The sequence below is a fragment of the Labilibaculum manganireducens genome (assembly GCF_002843385.1).
GTDB lineage: Bacteria > Bacteroidota > Bacteroidia > Bacteroidales > Marinifilaceae > Labilibaculum > Labilibaculum manganireducens.
In genome coordinates this window covers 100553-119600 of record NZ_MVDE01000003.1, presented here as the reverse complement: position 1 = coordinate 119600, position 19048 = coordinate 100553, and the positions used below count along the sequence as shown (strand labels likewise).

The following is a 19048-nucleotide window of genomic DNA, read 5'->3' as shown; positions in this document are numbered from 1 at the left end:
ATTTTCTAAAATAGCTTTAAGTTCATAAACCGTAATTGAATCTCAAATGTGTTATTCTCAGTATCTTCTTGTTTTAATAAGCTTATTCATAATTATTGTATTTTATTTTAAGCTTGCCGATCACTTCAATATCATCGATAAACCCAATCAAAGAAGTTCTCACACTTCAATCACTTTGCGTGGTGGAGGGATTATCTTTTATTTTGGTGCTTTGGCCTTTTTTATTTCTTCAGGTTTTGTTTATCCCTGGTTTTTTATGGGATTAACACTAATCACTTTAGTAAGTTTTTTGGATGATGTAATAACGCTTTCCAATAAATTGCGCCTAACTGTCCATTTGGTGTCTATGGGCTTGTTATTTTATCAGTTGAACTTGTTTGACTTGCAATGGGTTTGGATTATAATCGCTTTCATTCTGTTTATTGGTATCACCAATGCTTACAACTTTATGGATGGGATCAATGGCATAACAGGAGCTTACAGTTTGGCTGTTCTTTCTGGTTTGTGGATGATTAATAACTATCATGTAAATTTTGTGGAGAACGAACTGATTTACTGTACGGCTTTGGGGCTTTTGGTTTTTAATTTCTACAATTTCAGAAAAAAGGCAAAATGTTTTGCCGGAGATGTTGGATCCATCGCCATCGCCTTTATTCTCTTGTTTATGATCGGGAAGTTGATCTTGTTGGAACCTTCTTTTGTTGTGCTGTTACTTTTAGCCGTATATGGCGTGGATTCTGTTTTAACCATTGTACATCGATTGATTTTAAGAGAAAATATATTTCAGGCACATCGTAAACATTTGTATCAAATACTGGCAAATGAGGCAAAAGTTCCGCACTTGATAGTTTCTGCAGGCTATATGCTTGTGCAGATAGGCTTAAATTTTTTAGCATTGTATTTGTTGCAATCTGATTTTTCTGCTGTCACAACAGTTCTAATTGTGATTGGAATTCTTCTGTTACTGGCATTTGTATATACTGCAGTAAAGCGAAAGTACTTTCATTTGCACCAATTGTCGTAAAGGGACTAATCAGCCGATAAAATGCCAACAAGAGGGAGAGATGAAATTTTTACTTCTTCCGTGGTTTTATTGGATATACATCTTATTTTAGAATGAAATACATCAATACCGATTTACTGAATACGCTAACTGCGGAGGCAAAAAACAGTCCCCGAAAGCGAATGAATTACAATTTTCACAAAACTGGTGATGAATTATTACAACGAATGCTCAATGCTTTGGAGCCTGAAACTTATTTGCCTCCTCATAGGCATACAAAACAAGTAGAAATTTTTCTTTTGTTGAGAGGGAAGCTTACAGTGGTATTTTTTGATGATTTTGGGAATATTATTGAAACACAGAAATTGGATCCATTAGTTGGAAACCATGGCGTAGAAATTCCAACAGGAGTTTGGCACACCATTTTAGCAGAGGAGTCAGGATCGGTAATTTACGAGATAAAGCAAGGACCCTACATACCAAATGCAGGTATGGAATTTGCTCCCTGGGCACCGGAACATTCAGAGAGTGATGCTTGTGAGTTATATCTTGCAAGTTTGAAAAAACAGGTGCTCAAATTGAGTGAAAAATAAAACCTTCGGCGTACTACCCTATTCAATGCTGTCATTGCGAGTCTGAGGTACAGCCTGTCCCGAGAATCGGGAAAGCCGTGGCAATCTGTTCGCATACAGGCAAACAAAAAAAGGAGGGGGCTACCAATAGTTGACAAATTGCTTCAGTTCCCGATTTTCGGAACCAGAAAAACTGGCGGAGGCTCCCTCGCAAAGACAGATAAAAAGGAACACTGCAGTTGGTGCGGGAGCCGGCTCCCTCTCCTTCAGGAGAGGGTTGGGGTGAGGTGAGAAAATCAAGTAAAAAGTATCAAGTAACAAGAAAGAAATCCGCAGCTGATCCTTTGCCACGTGCTTTAGCTCGTGGATACAAAGAACAAGGACAAGATTCCAAATTCCAAGGAACAAGGAACAAGGATAAAGTAGAAAGTAAACAAAAAAGAGAACTGCAGCCTAGCAATTGCCACGTGCTTTAGCTCGTGGTTGAAAATTGATTCCTTGCAAGATGCTTTAGCTCGTGGTTAAAAAAGACAGAAGTCTCAAAAAGTAATAACAGCAACAGACAATGAACAACAACAACTACATCGTAATAATGGCCGGGGGAGTCGGTTCCCGTTTTTGGCCCATGAGTACAGAAGAAAAGCCAAAGCAGTTTTTAGATGTTTTGGGAATTGGCAAAACGCTGTTGCAGCAAACCGTAGCCCGTTTCAAAACAATTGCTCCGGCTGAAAACATTCTGATCGTAACATCTTCGAAATATAAGGAACTAGTAATAGCTCAGTGCCCTGAGCTTCTGGAAAGCAATATTTTGCTGGAGCCATGCATGCGAAATACCGCGCCCTGTATTGCGTATGCAGCTTATAAAATAAAAGGATTAAATCCGAATGCCAATATGGTAGTCGCTCCTTCGGATCATTTGATTACCAATGAGGCGGAGTTTATTCGCATCATCGAAAATGGCTTGGATTTCACTGTTGCTAATGACACTTTACTCACTTTGGGGATACAACCTCATCGCCCGGAAACGGGTTATGGATACATTCAATCGGCTTCACCTTTAATTAATAATGATGATCCCGATAGCTATCGGGAAAGAATTAATAGTTCAGCTCAAATTGGTTCTGAAGGTAATTCTTATGTGAAAATGACCGATGTGCCTACCAACTTCTCCCCTTCAGGGGAGACCGAGAGGGGTATTTCTGATGATCAGTGTGGCAACTTCTCCCCTTCAGAGGGAACCGAAGGGGGTATCTGTAAAGTTGCTTCGTTTAGAGAGAAGCCAAATCTGGAAACGGCAAAAACATATTTGTCAGAAGGAAACTATTTCTGGAATTCAGGAATTTTCTTGTGGTCTCTTAAGAGTATTCTTTCTGCATTTGAATCTTTTGTTCCTGAAGTCGCAGGTATCTTTCAAAAAGGAGAGGTCTTCTACAATACAGAAAAAGAACAGGCCTTTATTGATGAAATGTTCCCCACTTGCACCAACATTTCCATTGACTATGCGGTGATGGAAAAGGCAGATAATATCTATGTGCAGCCGGCTGATTTTGGATGGTCCGATTTGGGAACCTGGGGCTCACTTTGGGAAAAACGCGAACGCTGTGAACAGGGGAATACTGTGGTAGGCGATAGGGTTCATGTATTTGAATCGAACAATTGTATTGTGAACATGCCAAAGGATAAAAAAGTGGTCATTCAAGGCTTAGACGACTATATTGTAGTGGAAGATAATGAGGTTTTGTTGATTTGTAAAAAGGAAGAAGAGCAAAGAATTAAAGAGTTTCGGGCGGCGGTGTTGGGTGCTTAAATTCCAAGGAGAAAGGAGAAATTCCAAATTTCAAGGAACCAAATTCTAAAATCCAAAGCCCAACCACTGACTATTGTCCATTGACCATTGACCATTTACCACTGACCATTTACCACCAACAACCAAATTCTAAATTCCAAGGATCAAAGTTGAGTCTGCTCCTCAAAGTCCCCTTCAGGGGATTTAGGGGTTTTAGACTTTTCGGAGTGGACTCAAACTTCAGATTCTTCCATCCGTCGGGCTGTCATCCCTCTCCCGAGAATCGGGAGAGGGATCTGTTTCAATACAATTCAATGCTGTCTTTACTTTCAGTGATCCCGCAAGCTCGGCAACGAAGCCGATTGAAAATACATGCAAAAGTTAAAGAAGTGAATTCTCCCATTTTAAGGGGAGATGCCGACAGGCAGAGGGGTGTTTATGTTTACAATTAAACAATTGTCTGGGAAAGCGAATATTTGTGTATAAAAAGTAGCTAAAGTAGAAAGGGAGATTCCTCTGATTGCACATTTGAACTCCCTCACCTTCAGTTTCAACAAGCACTGACGAAAAGCCAAAATGGATGGGATTCTTCACTGCGTTTCTCCGTTCAGGATGACCACAGCGCAGTATTTTCATTTCGGGCTAACTCCCTCGCCTTCAGGAGAGGGTTGGGGTGAGGTGTTTAATAAAGGTGTTTAATAGAGGAAAGGCTAGGGAGAGGTGTTTCAACAAGCACTGACGAAAAATCAAAATGGATGAGATCCTTCACTGCGTTCCTCCGTTCAGGATGACCACAGCGCAGTATTTTCATTTCGGGCTAACTCCCTCGCCTTCAGGAGAGGGTTGGGGTGAGGTGTTTAATAAAGGTGTTTAATAGAGGAAAGGCTAGGGAGAGGTGTTTCAACAAGCACTGACGAAAAATCAAAATGGATGAGATCCTTCACTGCGTTCCTCCGTTCAGGATGACCACAGCGCAGTATTTTCATTTCGGGCTAACTCCCTCGCCTTCAGGAGAGGGTTGGGGTGAGGTGTTTAATAAAGGTGTTTAATAGAGGAAAGGCTAGGGAGAGGTGTTTCAACAAGCACTGACGAAAAGCCAAAATGGATGAGATCCTTCACTGCGTTTCTCCGTTCAGGATGACCACAGCGCAGTATTTCCATTTCGGGGCTAACTCCCTCACCTTCAGGAGAGGGCCGGGGTTAGGTGTTTAATAAAGGTGTTTAAAAGAGGAAAGGCCGGGGAGAGGTGTTTCAACAAGCACTGACGAAAAGCCAAAATGGATGAGATCCTTCACTGCGTTTCTCCGTTCAGGATGACGACATGCGCAGTATTTCCATTTCGGGGCTAACTCCCTCGCCTTCAGGAGAGGGCTGGGGAGAGGTGTTTAATAGAGTTGTTTAAAAGAGGAAAGGCCGGGGAGAGGTGTTTCAACAAGCACTGACGAAAAGCCAAAATGGATGGGATCCTTCACTTCGTTCCTCCGTTCAGGATGACCACATGCGCAGCATTTCCATTTCGGGGCTAAACTATTTATGAGGAATTAACAGCAGAACAAAACCCAAAGAAATTCAATTCTTTGGGTTTTGCATTTTAAAGCTTGCAGGAATGTTTCCATTTTTGGGATTCCGAATGACCAGTTCCCAATGACTATTATAACCCGTTCTCGGTCTCCATTTCCACCTCAAGCACATTGGTTTCACCGTAACGGTGTACCAATTCCATGCTGATTGTTTTATAGGTTACGGCTTTAATTTGAATTTGATAGGTGCCCGGGTTCAGTTTATCAATTCGGAACCCGCCTTTTTTACTGGTACAGATGTGATCAATTCCCGCTTCAGGAATCAGGATGTGCGCCTGAAGAACCGCTAGTTTGCTTACCTTATCGGTAATGCTTCCGGATACGGCAGTTTTTCGACGCCCCACTTTCATCATGTTGGTAGCTTCCAGATAACTTTGATACAATTCTGGATCGGAACCGGCAAAGAGAGATTGCATCACATTGTCCAGTCTGATTTTGTTAATGTTGAGAATTTCTGCCCCCACATCTTTCAGTTCCTGATTCGAAATTTTTGTATTGCTCTTTATTTCCCTGGGTCTTGGAGCCAGATCGATATAGCCCGAGCGAAGCACCTTAAGATCTGCCAATTCTTCTGTACTCACAGCTGTTTCGGCCAGTTGATCGCCCAAGTTGTCACCAAATCTGCAGGTAAAGTCCAGTTTACTGATGAATTTTTCATCGGACAAATTCAGGTAAAACGAAACACTGCCCTTTAAATTGGGAAGATCTTCCAGTTTGTTGCTTTTCAGGCAATAATTGTAGAAAAGAAGATTAATGCGGTTCAGATAATTGGCTGCCAATGCCTTTGTGTTGTGTTTGGTAATGGTGGTGCCGCTGTTATTCGTTTGAGTAAGCTCCCACAGAACATCGAACCGATCCATTTTAGCCACCTGCAAATCAGTGATTTCCTTCACAACAGGGACTGCATCCAGTTTAACTTGATTACCACTTATAAAACCTCGAAATGTTCTTTGCATTTCTTTTTGAGACTCTAATGATTTTTGCATAATTTTTTGTTTTAAATGTTAGAAAACAGGAACATAACTTCGGGTACTTGAGCGAAGTACAGCTCAAAAATGAAACAGAGCTTGATTCAATGAAAAAACAAAGTCAATCCAGAACTTCACCAGGTGATCAAATGAAAATACAATGTGATTCCCGGACTTCACCAAGTGATTCCTGAACTTCATCAACTGATCAAATGAAAAAACAAAGTCAATCCAGAACTTCACCAGGTGATCAAATGAAAATACAATGTGATTCCCAGACTTCATCAAGTGATTCCTGAACTTCATCAACTGATCAGATGAAAAAACAAAGTCAATCCAGAACTTCATCAGGTCATCAAATGAAAATACAATGTGATTCCCGGACTTCACCAAGTGATTCCTGAACTTCATCAACTGATCAGATGAAAAAACAAAGTCAATCCAGAACTTCATCAGGTCATCAAATGATGCCGGAATTTACTTCTGTTAATTCACTGATCAGAAATGGTGCCACAGAGAAATATTATTCCTTGCGGAGGATTCACCTTTGTCCGGAGCACTTTCGTTCCTGTAATCTACCAATGATTTATAACTAAATTTATAACTGAAAATAAATGACAATAGTTCGTTAAGGTTTTGTAAGTGCTTGATTTTTTAGAGTGATTTTTTGAACGGGTATGTGTTTCGATGCAAACATTCGAAAATAAGCGTATTGTAAATCAATCTAATACTTCATGTCTGATATCTAACGATCTATTGAAGGAAATAAAGCTGTTTTAATTGTTGTTGAAATAGAATTGAGTATTGATGGATAAAAACAATTGTTGAAAGTAAGTCATTTGCAGAAATCGCTTTGTGCAGATGATGCGGGTTGATTTGCACGAATTGCTTGGCAAATAACCCAGAGAGTAATTGGATCTGGTACCGGGAGACATCCGCCTGGTTCCTGATTTCCCATACTGATCAGGAGACGATAGTTGTCCGGATTCTTACCGGAGAAGCATCTCTTTCGATACGGCATCACATTCAAATTGATATTTTTCTTCGCATATCAACCTGCAAACAAAGAATTAAAACAGCTGTAACATAATTCTAAAATAAATGTAAATAAAAATATTTATATAATCCTTTCGGATGTTTAATTAAAAATCAAAATAAATGTTAATAATCATTAAAATCAGTCTGTTTGTCAGGATAATTAGTCTTTTAATCTATCATTATGGTGGTTGAAAAGTCCAAAAGTTAAAAAATCTGGAACACTCTCGAAAGGTCAAAGAGTCCAAAAGTCCATTGTAATCAAAAGAGGTAGAGGATTGGATTACTATGTGACTTTGGCTCATGGTATAAAATAAGGATAACTTTGCTTTGCCACTTGGCTTTAGCCAGTGGATTCAAAGCCGAATGCCTAATGTAATATTTCTCCCATTTTAAGGGGAGATGCCGACAGGCAGAGGGGTGTTTGATAAAAAGTCTTGAAGAGTCTCGAAAGGTCAAAGAGTCCAAAAGTCCATTGTAATCAAAAGAGGTAGAGGATTGGATTTTCATGTGACTTTGGCTCACGGTATAAAATAAGGATGACTTTGCTTTGCCACTTGGCTTCAGCCAGTGGATTAAAAGCCGAATGCCTAATGTAATAATTCTCCCTTTTTTAAGGGGAGATGCCGACAGGCAGAGGGGTGTTTGATGAAAAAAATCTGGAACAGTCTTGAAAGGTCAAAGAGTCTAAAAGTCCATTGTAATCAAAAGAGGTAGAGGATTGGATTGTCATGTGACTTTGGCCCATGGTATAGAATAAGGATAACTTTGCTTTGCCACTTGGCTTCAGCCAGTGGATTAAAAGCCGAATGCCTAATGAAATAATTCTCCCATCTTAAGGGGAGATGCCGACAGGCAGAGGGGTGCCTTTAAAATAAAAAGAGAATCTTCTTCTGCGCCACAAGATCCAATAGTCAAAAAAAGGTATTTGTTTTGACCATTCAACCTTTCCAGACTTTTTGACTTTTTACTTTTAGAATGTTCGACGATCCAATCTAAAAAACAAGCATTCAAAAAAAAACAGTTTTTAGGTTTCTATGTAAAGAATTATGTGTTATATTTATGCGTTAATATTGTGAGAGTGCATGAATGTTAAATATTCTGATTCTTACATTTTCTGTTTCAATGACTACTGACTACTTATATAATTTACCGGAAATGAAGAAATACCAGATTTTAATCGTTGATGATATACCAGATAACATTAAAGTATTACAATCCATTCTTTCCGACGACTCCTACGAAATTAGTTACGCATTAAATGGTAAAGATGCGATAATGCTGTGTGTTGCAAAAAGTTTTGATTTGATTTTACTGGACATCATGATGCCGGAAATGGATGGTTATGAGGTTTGTGAGTATTTTAAATCAAAAGAAAAAACAAAAGATATACCTGTAATTTTCCTCACTGCGAGAGTTGATGAAGAATCCATAATTAAAGGTTTTGAAGCAGGAGCTCAGGATTATGTCACCAAACCATTCAATCCACAGGAATTAGTTGTCAGAGTGAATACGCATCTTGATTTAAAAAGTAAAAATCAGGAGCTGAAAATGATGAATCTGGAATTGGAGGAGAGGGTTGCTGCCCGAACCATGGAGTTGGTTGAGTCAAACCAAAGTCTTGAGCATGCAAACCATCAGCTTTCAACTCTCGAAGATGCTAAAAACGATTTTCTGTCACTCATGTCAACAGAACTGAGAGAGCCGCTAAATGGTATTGTGGGTTTTGCTGAAATGTTGGAATTTTCCATTAAAAATAAAACCAATTTAAAATATGTGCGTTACATTATTCAGGCTTGTGAAAAACTGACTGGTGTTTCGGATATGGCCTTACTTCTTTCTGCTTTGCGTTTTGATCGTTATGAAATGAAAATTTTGGGAATTTCTGTTTACGAGGTAGTCAAAGACAGCATCGAAAAATTAAAACCATTGATCGCTGAGCGAAAGATTAAAGTAAAGGTAGAGATCCCTAAGAATTATATCATTCGTGGTGATGAGAAATTGTTTGGCATCAGCATGGAGAAAGTAATTGAAAATGCAGTTACCAATGCACCTTCGCGTTCCGAAGTTTTGGTTGGCGCTTCGTTGGAAGGTCAAAGTGTCAAGGTTTTTGTTCAGGATTTAGGAGTGCAGTTTACTCCATCCGAAGTGAATTACACATTCCACTTTTTTGAACTAAGCAAAGAAGACCGAAGACAGGATTTTAAACGCTTTACCGCTGGTTTGGTAGTTGTGAAATTGGTTATGGATTTACACAAGGCCATTGTTGATGTGGAGAATCTTAGCGAAGGTGGTGTTCGGGTTTCATTTCAGCTTCCGGTGTACTAACTAAAGTCTGGAAAGGTCGAAGAGTCTTGAAATGTCGAAGCGTCAAACAGTTTTGAAGAGTCCAAAGGTCGAAAGGTTAAAATAGTATGGAAGTGGCTTATGATTGAATGATTAGGATTTTAAGCTGTTAATTAAATTCTGAATACTACCTGATATTAGCCTGCAATCTTTCCGTAAATTTTCAGCTGTATTATTATCAAGATAATGGAGATCTTCGGCTAAATAAAGCATACTTCGAACCTCACCGCATGAAGCTTTCGAAATGTCCAAAAAACGTCTGAATTCAGTGTCTGAATATCTTTCAAAACCTTCGGCTATATTATTCATGATAGAAACTGAAGCTCGTTGAATTTGGTCTTTGAATCCAAAATCTTTAATCCCATTCATTTCTTTGTATATCTCATTAATCAATTTCCGGGCATTTTGCCAAATCACCAGTTCTTCAAATTTTTTAATTGTACTCATATAATTATTTCGTATTTTTTTACTCTTTTAAACTCCTGGATTTTTCCTGCCCCTTCGACCTTTCCAGCCTCTTGGATTATTCTGGCTTTTAGACTTTTCCAGACCTTTTGACCTTTCCAGACCCTTCAAGACTTTTCCAGACTTTATTCAGCCCCTTCGATCTTTCCAGCCTCTTTGATTATTCTGGCTTTTAGACTTTTCCAGACCCTTCAAGACCCTTCAAGACTTTATTCAGCCCCTTCAGGATTTCGTAATCTTTTTTAGTACCAAACTTGCTTTATCGGCTTTTGCGAGTTCTTTCCTAAATGACCGAAACTCTTCGTAGCGGGATGCATTGAATGTGTTTTTATTTTTACGGAAAATTCGTATGTAGTAAACTTTACTGTCAACCAATTCAGCATTGCTTTGATAGTATCCAAAGTCCGATTCAATAATTTTTTCCTCAGGAAGACTTTCAATTTTGTATCCTTCAGGTAGTATAAAACAGATGCTGTCTTTATCTTCAGTTGATCTGATATAGCGAATGTCGGTGAGTCTGTTTTCCAATTTGGGAGGAATGTAAGTAATTCTGTTGATTTTATTTAATGGGATGAATAAACGATCCCCTGTTTGCGAAGCATAGTTTCTTACATCAAGGTTTACACTTAAAACTGACGATGGAATTTGTTTTTTATCCTCCTGAAAATGATAATCATTAATTGTAAAATCGGGTAGGTTGATGTGTTCTTCGTAAAGGAATTTCTTTTGATCATCCACACTGCTTCTATGGTAAAGAGTTTCAATGTTTTCGTATTGAATTCCAGTGTAAACAGTCGAGATTTCAGCATGCGCGTTTCCATTTTCCAATAGGGTAAAAGTACCATTTTGAATCTGCTGGTTTTGTTCTATGGTATATAAAGGAGTATGGCATAGTTCTCCGCCATCATCATTTACACACAGCACATCGCGGTCGTCGGTAAAGGTTCCCAGATAGCCAAAAGGCATCTTCTGACTTGTGCATTCGAGCCAAATGGTGTCCTTCTGCAGCGGAACCCGTAAAATAACATGATTAAAATAGCTGTGTACAAAATCTGTATGTTGTAAATTATTGCTTTCCCCTGCTTTCACTAAAGTGTAATTAGATGGAATATGAACGACTTTAAGCAGGGACTTCATGTAGTTCGACAATGCTTTGCAATCACCGTAGCCTTTTTCCGAAACCATTTCGGCCGGAAAACTTTGCCAGCCACCTATTCCCAATTGTATACCAACATAACGTGTTTTCGATTGCATGTATTCATACAATATTTTTACTTTTTCAATATCTGTCTGGCAGTCTTTGGTAAGTTCCAGGATATGAGCCTGTTCTTCTTCAGGAATCTGATCGCGTCCTTGATTTAAAACGGCCGACCATTTCCCCAGACTATTCCAGCTTTCTAAACTGCCTGGGTAATTATCCATTTCAAAATCGAGAGGAGCCAAAAGAATTTGAGGTGATTGTGAGAGTACGCCGGTAGAGTAAGCTTCGCTTTTTAAGGCAGGCAAACTATCGATACCCCATTGGTAGATATTTTGGTCATTTATTGTTGTAGTACTGATTGAATCTTTAAAATTAATGCATTTGTATCGTAATTTTTCCTCCGAAGGAATAATGACTTTCATGATGGATTTTTCAACACCTATCAGATAGCCGGGATAGGCTTTCCAGCTTGGATAAACAAAAAGACCTTTGTAGTCTGATACCGATTCGTATTCAATAGTATATGGATATTGCTTTTGAACAGGTTCGTAAATTTTGAAACGCGAATCTCCTATCAACTCACCCGCAGAACTATAGCTGTAATCTTTAATTTCTGATTCCTTTACTTTTTTAATCACTATGCCAAGGGAATTATAGATGGTGATCTTTAAACTCTCCAAAGTTTCAAATTTGCTGTATCCAAATGGAATTGATGCGTAAACTTCTCCCTTTTTATTTAGAATTGTAATCACCATTTTTTGTGTCAGACTGGAGCTTTTTCTTGAGTGTACCGTAAATTCGGCTTCATCCAAACGAACTACGGCATTGGCATTTTTTTTAAGTTCGGCAGGGATGGTAAATGCAGGATATTTAAATGTTTCTTTTTTTGCAAAGGCAGGCGTAAGAACTAAAAAGAAAGCAATTAGACTTAGTAGTGTGATTTGCTTCATATGATTATAATTTTAAGTTTTTGCCATATGCAACTTACCATGCTGGAATAATCATCCCCCTGTGTGTTATAATATCTTTGGCATGAACATTTCATTTTGTTCGTTTTCAATCTCAATTGTACTTAATCAGGTAAATTTTTGTATAGCTCGTCTAATATAGTAAACGAACATAAAAGAATGAATCTAAATCTCAGGATACATGGTTTTATCAACTTAAATTGAACAGGTAATTTAAATTGTATCGACAGCCATCAGTAGAAAACCTTTTCTTTTAGGAGGTTAAGAGTGATCTGCTCCAACTAAGAAAAGGTTTTGTTTTACGGTTTCCTCCGCTAATATTAGTAAGGAAATTTCATCATGAAAAGAGAATTTCGTTTTATAAATCTGCCAGTATTTCGTTTAGATATGTATTTAGCGTTCGTAAACTGGTGAAGCATTCTAAAATCTCATCAGAAAATTGCTCTGATAACACGATTCGATCGGGCACCATTTTCCCTACCGCATAATTCTTGAAATTTAGCAGGTCGATGTATTCAAAATCTTTAGGATAACCACGTGGAGCAGTCTTTAGTTTTTCACCGTACATTTCAGGAAAATGAGATGAGAATTCTTTATTCGTGATGATTTCTTGAAATTCCAGTGGGTTGTGAAATATTTCTTCACGAATGGCCTTAAGAACATTTGGTGCAGGCATGTAGCAACCGCCTCCCAAAAAGCTTCCTCCGGGTTCAATATGGATGTAATAACCTCCATATTTGCTTTTCCGACCATTTTTTGACAGAAAAGCTCCAAAATGTGTTTTGTAGGGTTGTTTGTTTTCAGAAAACCGAACATCCCGGAATATTCTAAAAATGCAGTCTTTGGCATTTAGTCCTGATAGATCCGGATCAATAACTTTGATTTGTTCGATACTTAGTTCAACGAAAAGTTCAAAATCCTTTTTGGCCTTATCGTACTTTTTTTTATTCGCATGAAACCAATCTCTGTTGTTATTCTCTCTTAGTTCGAGTAAAAACTCGTAAATACTATTGCTTAGCATGTTGTAATGTTAAAAGGTAATTACTTTATAGTCTTTTTGAAGAGTTTCGCTTAGTGCTTCACCCATGAATTTGACATCAATATTTAATTTTTCAAGTTGAGGAGTAACATCATACATATCAGCGCAGGCTTTGCATGCAAAAATGGATATTCCTTCTTGCAGCATTCTTTCAATGTATTCTTGAAGCTCTGCATCTTCACATAACAGTTTTGAGGATGGTCCCCAAACGATAAGGTTAATTTCGTCCCACCAGCCCATTTTCTTAGCATTGTAGGTGTACATAAATACCATTTTAAGAGCCACATCCCGGTCTCCGCTTGTCCAGACAACTGCTAATTTTTGTTTTCTGTTTGGTTTCATATCTTGTTCATGAGTATTGGGGGTCTGACAATAAGAATCCGTTGAATTGAAACAGATTTCCTGAAAGCGGAAAATGTTGCGGCAAGAATGTTTTTCATGGAAAAATACTTTTAATTAATAGATGAATATCATGGTTTCGGCTATGAAATTTATTTTTATTAAAAGGAGGATGAAATCAGTCAAGTCAAAAAAAGAGCCTTACATCCTTGAATAAAAATTACTTATCAAAAAAAACAAACTTAATATTGACTAAATCCGTTATAAAGATGAATATTGCAAGTAATTTAAAATAAAAAGAGCGAATGTGGAAATTACTACGAATAATAATTCTCTTGCTTCTGATGATTCCTGTTATTTCCTGGATCTGTTGGAAGTTTAAAGATAAGGTTCAAATGAATCTGTTAGTTGTTGATAAAACAGTTCCAAACGGCAATTATTCTGAGCACCTGTCTTTTTTTTGGGTTGCCAATCAAAAGCGTTGGGTAAAATCGAATGGAGAGGAATATAACTTTGCGGAGGATTTTTACGGCTTTCATCCCGGAGGTGATGGCAGGTATATAATAAAGGATCTGCGCATTTTAGAAAAGCAGGGGTTGTCTGCACTTGCTGATTCTTTGGATCTCGCATTTTTTGCCGATACATATGGAATTTATAATTCCAACTGGAAAGATCATCCGGATTATGGAAAGGATACAATATCCTTATTTTATGGTGGATTACAACCGGCAGAGTTCAACCTGATAAGAGAGATGAAGAGAAAAGGCAAAACGATCATTGCAGAGTTTAATTTTATTGCAGCGCCTACTTCGGAATTGGTTAGAAATCAAACAGAACAATTGCTGGGACTAAAATGGAGTGGATGGGTTGGTAAATATTACCATACTTTAGATACAGTGCTTGATCCGGAAATTCCCAGCTGGTTGCCGGATTTGTATAAAAAGAATTATAAGAAGAAGTATGATTTTAAAAATGCCGGAATCGTTTTGGTTGATAATAAAGAGAGAATTGTTATTCTGGATGCTAAAAAACATTTAAACAGACATTTTCCCGTTTTGGAAAGTGAATTGAGTACACAATTGCAATATAATGTACCTGAATCAATATATTATCCATTTTGGTTTGACATCAATTCAACCGATTCACGCAATCATGTTTTGGCGTGGTTTAATTTAGATGTGAATGAAGAAGGAAAGGCTTTGTTGGATCAGTTTAATTTGCCAAAAAAGTTTCCGGCAATTTTGGAACACGATCAGGATTATCGGTTTATTTATTTTGCCTGTGATTTTTCAAACAACGAAATGGGAATTTATTCTTCCTACTTTAATGGAATTAATAGATTGAGTGGTGCATTTTACAATGCGAATCAGGTTAAAGATAGGAAAATGTTTTTCTGGAAGTATTACCGGCCATTTATGGGGACTGTAATGGATAGTATATCAGCAAGAAAGGCTCGAAAGGTGATGTGTGTGGATTAAACTTAAACTAATTTGATATTGTCAAGTATAAGTTGGACATTTGTGCTTTGTTTTACTTTAATTGATTATTTTAAATAAACATAAACAATGTATTTTGGATGGTGAAATTTTTATCTCTCTTAACACTTTTATTATTTTGCATGATTGGGCAAGGGTTTGCTCAGGAAACTTCTGTGCCTAAGCAAAATAGTTTAGATGAATTTAATCGGGCAAGGGAATTGGCTTTTGCAGGGAATCGTGAAGAAGCCAGAAGTATCTGTTCTGAAATTTTGAATCAAAATCCAAAGTTTTATGATGCGAGAATACTAATTGGGAGAACTTATGGCTGGGATAAAAATTTTAAACCGGGAAGAGCGGAGTTACAACTGGTTTTGGATGAAGATTTTGATAATAGTGATGCCATTTTTGCTATGATTGATATGGAAAAATGGGCAGGAGATCCTAATAAGGCAATTTTTTATTGTGAGTATGGTTTGTCGTTTTTTCCTAATGAAGAGGCCTTTTTAGTTCAGAAAGTTAAGCTGCTGCAGGATATTGGTGAGGAAAGTAAATCATTACTTGTTCTTGATGAACTGTTAGAGTTGAATCCCGGCAGTGAAGAGGGGTTGGCTCTGATGAAAAAATACAGATCATCTAAAATGGTTTATAAAGCGATTTATCAGCATGATTATGAGTATTTCAAAGAGCCTTACAATAGAAAGTGGCATTTAAGTTCGTTTCAGTTGGCCCGGCGCAATAGTTGGGGTACTGTTATTGGGAAGATAAATTTGGGTGATTTAATTTCTGATGGTGAAAGTTTTTGGTCCAGGGAGGTGGCGAAACAATTTGAAATAGATGCCTACCCACGGGTAACTAAAATGAGTTATGCTTATTTAAATTATGGATATTCTCCCAATAATTTGTTTCCTAAACATCGTGCAGGAGCTGAATTGTATCATAAATTACCAGAGGAATTTGGTGTGTCGGCAGGCATGCGGTTTCTTCAGTTCAATTCTGATGCAGGGAATAAAAATATTTTCATTTACACAGCTTCGCTGGAAAAATACTACAGGAAATACTGGTTTTCTTTTCGAACATACCTGACCCCCGAAAATGGTAATGTCTCACAGGTGTATTGGTTGGAAGCAAGAAGGTATTTAAGAGATTCGAAGAATTATATAGGTCTTGAATTAGCCACAGGTATTTCGCCTGATGAACCCAGAGGGAATTTTTCGTCACCGGATGTATACAAATACAAAAGTAGAAAATTAAGATTGTCCTATCAGGACCGATTAGGGACCGATCGCTTGCTTTATCTCCTGAAATTTGGTTATGAACGGGAAGAGTATAGGGTTAATGAAAAGAGGAAAGCGTTTTCTTTCTCGGTGAAGTTGTCTTATCAATTTTAAATATTAGGAATGGATTATTCCAGTTAATAATTCATTAAAATGTATGCCAACAAAGAGTTCTGGACAAATGTTCATTCAGCGGTTGGGAGTGTGGAGAATATTGGAGCTTATGTTTCTGGACAGGAATCATTTATTGTGTAACAAATAAAGGCTGTGAAAAAAGAATTGGAAATTAAGGAGGAGGGCAGGAAGTAGGATGCAGATAAAGTTTATATATATAATTTTAATTGAGCTGTTAGAATATGCTGGTCATGTTCAGGGGGTACTACTCGTGTTTTTTGATTTTTTAAAGACATTTATAGAGAAAACTCAGTCAATTGTAAATTATGCATTTGAAAGGCTGCCATACAATGCACTGAATGGATTGATCATTTCCATGATCATTGTTTTCTTTGTTGCATTGGTTTTTCTTCTTCCATCAATTCTTTTTTCTAAGTTATACCTTTCTTATCGGAAGAAGAAAACAGAATTGTTGTATCAAAAGTATTCTAAAATTATTGTTCGCTTTTTGATCGATGATTTGTCGGAGAAAGAATTGTCAGATTTGAAAAATGTCAAGTCTAAATTTCATAGAAAGATATTGACGGCGGTTTTAATTTCAATTGATACGGCAGAGAGTAAGTTGGTAAGCAGTGAAATTAGAAAGTTGTATCTGGATATGAAATTAAATGAAGATTCCGTAGGAAAACTTCGTAAGAGATGGCACCATAAAATTAGGGGGATTCGTGAACTCAGTCACATGAGAGTGAAGAGTGAGAATAAAAATATTATGGAGTTTCTTAAAAGACCAAATGAAATTCTTCGAATTGAATCTCAGATGGGATTAATTAAGTTGCTGCCTTTTGTACCCTTTGCTTTTCTGGATTCTCAGGAAAAACCGTTTACTGTTTGGGAGCAGATTAATGTTTTCGATTTAATTCGCAAAAAGAGAATTGAAATACCAGAATTTCATTTGTGGCTTGATCACTGGAATGACTCTGTGGTGATGTTTTGTTTGGACATGATACGCGTTTTAAAACAAAGGGAAGCAGCTCCAAAAGTGATGGAATTACTGTATCATGACAATGATTTGGTGAAAGGAAAGGTTATTAAAACTCTGGTTGATTTGGAGAGTGAGGAGGCTGTTGGTAAGTTGAAAAAGCTTTTTTTATTAGAGGAGCTTCCTAATCAGATTAATATTATAAGATCGATTGGTCAGTTGCGTTTGGAGAGTGAGATGAATTTCCTTATTGAAAATATCAACAATGAAGAGTTTAAGATTAGAATGGAATGCTGTAAGTCTCTGGCACTTGTTGGCGTACCTGGTATTGTGAAGCTGCAATCACTTTCCGAAAACGGGGATGAAGAATTGAAGAGGATAATCAGTCATGTTTTAGATCCAAGAATATGAATTACGATGAGTTTATAAGATTTATAAGTTATTTTTTGGATGGGATTTTTATCTCCTATGCATTTCTTTTGATCTTTAGTTATACAACGTTGAGTATTATTTCGGGAGTTGCTTTGAATTATTATTTGAAGAAGAATAGCTTTGTAGATTACAATGTAATTCTTGATTCTCCTTTGGCTCCTTCTGTTTCGGTGCTTGTGCCGGCATTTAATGAGTCCAAAACTATTGTAGATAATGTTGAGTCTATTTATACGATTCATTACAATAATTTTGATGTTATCGTTATTAATGATGGGAGTACGGATTCGACATTTGAGGATTTGCAAACTGCATTTAAATTAGAGAAGGTCGATTTTGCAGTTAATATGGAGATTCCAACTAAAGAGGTGAGAGGAGTGTACAAATCGATTCTTTCTACATATTCCAATTTAGTGGTTATCGACAAAGAAAACGGAGGGAAAGCAGATGCCTTGAATGCAGGAATTAATGTATCAGATAAAGCTTTATTTATGGCGATTGATGCTGATTCTATTTTGGAGCCGGATGCCGTTTTGAAATTAGTTAAGCCATTCCTGGAAAGAACCGACAGAAGAGTAATTGCTGCCGGGGGCGTTGTGCGGATAGCCAACTCGTGTTTGGTTGAAAACGGACGAATAACCAACGTGAAAGTCCCGCGGAATATTTTAGCCAGAATGCAGGTTTTGGAATATACGCGTTCATTTCTAATGGGCAGAATGGCTTGGGCTCAGCTCGATGGGCTGATTATTATTTCAGGTGCAATGGGAATGTTCGACAGAGAAGTGGTGGTTCAAAGTGGTGGTTATGCACATTCGATTGGTGAGGATATGGAATTGGTTGTTCGAATTCGACGATACATGTCCGAGAATCGCGAGAAGTATAAGATCGAATATGTTCCTGATCCTTTGTGTTGGACAGAAGCTCCTGTAAGTTTGAAAGTGTTTGGAAGACAGAGGAGTAGGTGGACCCGTGGTACGATTGAAACACTGACTGATCATTCAAAAATATTTCTTTCACCACAATATGGTGCCATGGGTTTGCTGGGTTATCCTTTCTGGTTTTTATTTGAGTGGTTAGCACCTCTGGTGGAAGTGGTGGGTATAATCTATATGATTGTGTTGTTTTTTACAGATAATTTAAGCCTGAGTTTTATACTGGTTACGTCTTTGTTTGTATATACTTTTGCGGTGTTTTTTTCTACATGGGCAATTTTGTACGAGGAATTAACTTTTCATCGTTACGAACGAAAAATGGACGTTTTTCGCTTGTGGATTGCGGCCTTGTTAGAGCCATTTATTCTTCATCCAATAAGTTTATTTTTCGCAGTTAAGGGAAATATAGAATATTTAATGGGAAACAGAAGTTGGGGTAAAATGGAGCGAAAAGGATTTCTACACCAAAAGGAAAAAATTAAAAAGAATTGATTCAAGTCCTAAATTAGTTTGTGTATTCTACTTTCAAGGCTAATTTTT

At 37.6% G+C, this 19048-nt stretch carries 13 protein-coding genes; 8 read left to right on the top strand and 5 right to left on the bottom strand.

Going from position 1 to position 19048, the window contains the following annotated elements:
* Positions 1–46: 46 nt before the first annotated feature.
* From BZG01_RS03190 to BZG01_RS03175, 3 genes are all read left to right on the top strand, one after another.
* A complete protein-coding gene (locus BZG01_RS03190; protein WP_101308387.1) occupies positions 47–1024 on the top strand; it encodes an MraY family glycosyltransferase in 978 nt (325 codons plus the stop codon).
* 92 nt (positions 1025–1116) lie between these two features.
* On the top strand, positions 1117–1596 hold the full coding sequence (locus BZG01_RS03185; RefSeq protein ID WP_101308386.1) for a WbuC family cupin fold metalloprotein: 480 nt from the start codon (positions 1117–1119) through the stop codon (positions 1594–1596).
* Positions 1597–2140: 544 nt separating this feature from the next.
* Entirely contained in the window at positions 2141–3382 is a 1242-nt protein-coding gene (locus BZG01_RS03175) for a mannose-1-phosphate guanylyltransferase (protein ID WP_143470819.1), read from the top strand.
* Between the two features lie 1630 nt (positions 3383–5012).
* Here the strand turns inward: BZG01_RS03175 and BZG01_RS03170 are convergent.
* The gene (locus tag BZG01_RS03170; protein ID WP_101308383.1) at positions 5013–5927 is read right to left on the bottom strand and encodes a carboxypeptidase-like regulatory domain-containing protein; all 915 of its coding nucleotides are present in this window, start codon (positions 5925–5927) and stop codon (positions 5013–5015) included.
* A gap of 2175 nt (positions 5928–8102) precedes the next feature.
* On the opposite strand from BZG01_RS03170, the gene BZG01_RS03160 reads away from it, so the two are divergent.
* Positions 8103–9272 carry a hybrid sensor histidine kinase/response regulator gene (locus BZG01_RS03160; RefSeq protein ID WP_180327187.1) on the top strand — a complete coding sequence of 390 codons (1170 nt, stop codon included), beginning with the start codon at positions 8103–8105 and terminating at the stop codon, positions 9270–9272.
* Between the two features lie 111 nt (positions 9273–9383).
* Here BZG01_RS03160 and BZG01_RS03155 read toward each other — a convergent pair whose 3' ends face one another.
* From BZG01_RS03155 to BZG01_RS03140, 4 genes are all read right to left on the bottom strand, one after another.
* A complete protein-coding gene (locus tag BZG01_RS03155) occupies positions 9384–9737 on the bottom strand; it encodes a four helix bundle protein (protein ID WP_101308380.1) in 354 nt (117 codons plus the stop codon).
* A 240-nt stretch (positions 9738–9977) separates the two neighbouring features.
* Complete coding sequence (locus BZG01_RS03150) at positions 9978–11906, bottom strand: DUF3857 domain-containing protein (protein WP_101308379.1); 1929 nt, start codon at positions 11904–11906, stop codon at positions 9978–9980.
* Between the two features lie 376 nt (positions 11907–12282).
* Positions 12283–12945 (bottom strand): DUF2461 domain-containing protein, encoded by a 663-nt coding sequence (locus BZG01_RS03145; protein ID WP_101308378.1) that lies wholly within the window; start codon positions 12943–12945, stop codon positions 12283–12285.
* A gap of 9 nt (positions 12946–12954) precedes the next feature.
* Positions 12955–13305 (bottom strand): DsrE family protein, encoded by a 351-nt coding sequence (locus BZG01_RS03140; RefSeq protein ID WP_101308377.1) that lies wholly within the window; start codon positions 13303–13305, stop codon positions 12955–12957.
* 302 nt (positions 13306–13607) lie between these two features.
* Here BZG01_RS03140 and BZG01_RS03135 point away from each other — a divergent pair, with 302 nt between their 5' ends.
* The 4 genes from BZG01_RS03135 (at position 13608) to BZG01_RS03120 (ending at position 19000) form a co-directional block, all read left to right on the top strand.
* Positions 13608–14780 (top strand): hypothetical protein, encoded by a 1173-nt coding sequence (locus BZG01_RS03135; protein ID WP_101308376.1) that lies wholly within the window; start codon positions 13608–13610, stop codon positions 14778–14780.
* A 98-nt stretch (positions 14781–14878) separates the two neighbouring features.
* Positions 14879–16168 carry a YaiO family outer membrane beta-barrel protein gene (locus tag BZG01_RS03130; protein WP_101308375.1) on the top strand — a complete coding sequence of 430 codons (1290 nt, stop codon included), beginning with the start codon at positions 14879–14881 and terminating at the stop codon, positions 16166–16168.
* A 376-nt stretch (positions 16169–16544) separates the two neighbouring features.
* Positions 16545–17558, top strand: a complete 1014-nt coding sequence (locus BZG01_RS03125) for a HEAT repeat domain-containing protein (protein ID WP_143470818.1) — start codon at positions 16545–16547, stop codon at positions 17556–17558.
* On the top strand, positions 17555–19000 hold the full coding sequence (locus BZG01_RS03120; RefSeq protein WP_101308373.1) for a glycosyltransferase family 2 protein: 1446 nt from the start codon (positions 17555–17557) through the stop codon (positions 18998–19000). The genes BZG01_RS03125 and BZG01_RS03120 overlap by 4 nt, the downstream gene beginning before the upstream one ends.
* Positions 19001–19048 lie beyond the last annotated feature (48 nt).

Bases quoted from the DNA above. Each gene is read 5' to 3' on its own strand.
- BZG01_RS03170 (WP_101308383.1), bottom strand. From the start codon at position 5,927: ATGCAAAAATCATTAGAGTCTCAAAAAGAAATGCAAAGAACATTTCGA.
- BZG01_RS03155 (WP_101308380.1), bottom strand. From the start codon at position 9,737: ATGAGTACAATTAAAAAATTTGAAGAACTGGTGATTTGGCAAAATGCC.
- BZG01_RS03185 (WP_101308386.1), top strand. From the start codon at position 1,117: ATGAAATACATCAATACCGATTTACTGAATACGCTAACTGCGGAGGCA.
- BZG01_RS03135 (WP_101308376.1), top strand. From the start codon at position 13,608: ATGTGGAAATTACTACGAATAATAATTCTCTTGCTTCTGATGATTCCT.
- BZG01_RS03145 (WP_101308378.1), bottom strand. From the start codon at position 12,945: ATGCTAAGCAATAGTATTTACGAGTTTTTACTCGAACTAAGAGAGAAT.
- BZG01_RS03125 (WP_143470818.1), top strand. From the start codon at position 16,545: ATGATCATTGTTTTCTTTGTTGCATTGGTTTTTCTTCTTCCATCAATT.
- BZG01_RS03190 (WP_101308387.1), top strand. From the start codon at position 47: ATGTGTTATTCTCAGTATCTTCTTGTTTTAATAAGCTTATTCATAATT.
- BZG01_RS03160 (WP_180327187.1), top strand. From the start codon at position 8,103: ATGAAGAAATACCAGATTTTAATCGTTGATGATATACCAGATAACATT.
- BZG01_RS03175 (WP_143470819.1), top strand. From the start codon at position 2,141: ATGAACAACAACAACTACATCGTAATAATGGCCGGGGGAGTCGGTTCC.
- BZG01_RS03120 (WP_101308373.1), top strand. From the start codon at position 17,555: ATGAATTACGATGAGTTTATAAGATTTATAAGTTATTTTTTGGATGGG.
- BZG01_RS03150 (WP_101308379.1), bottom strand. From the start codon at position 11,906: ATGAAGCAAATCACACTACTAAGTCTAATTGCTTTCTTTTTAGTTCTT.
- BZG01_RS03140 (WP_101308377.1), bottom strand. From the start codon at position 13,305: ATGAAACCAAACAGAAAACAAAAATTAGCAGTTGTCTGGACAAGCGGA.
- BZG01_RS03130 (WP_101308375.1), top strand. From the start codon at position 14,879: ATGGTGAAATTTTTATCTCTCTTAACACTTTTATTATTTTGCATGATT.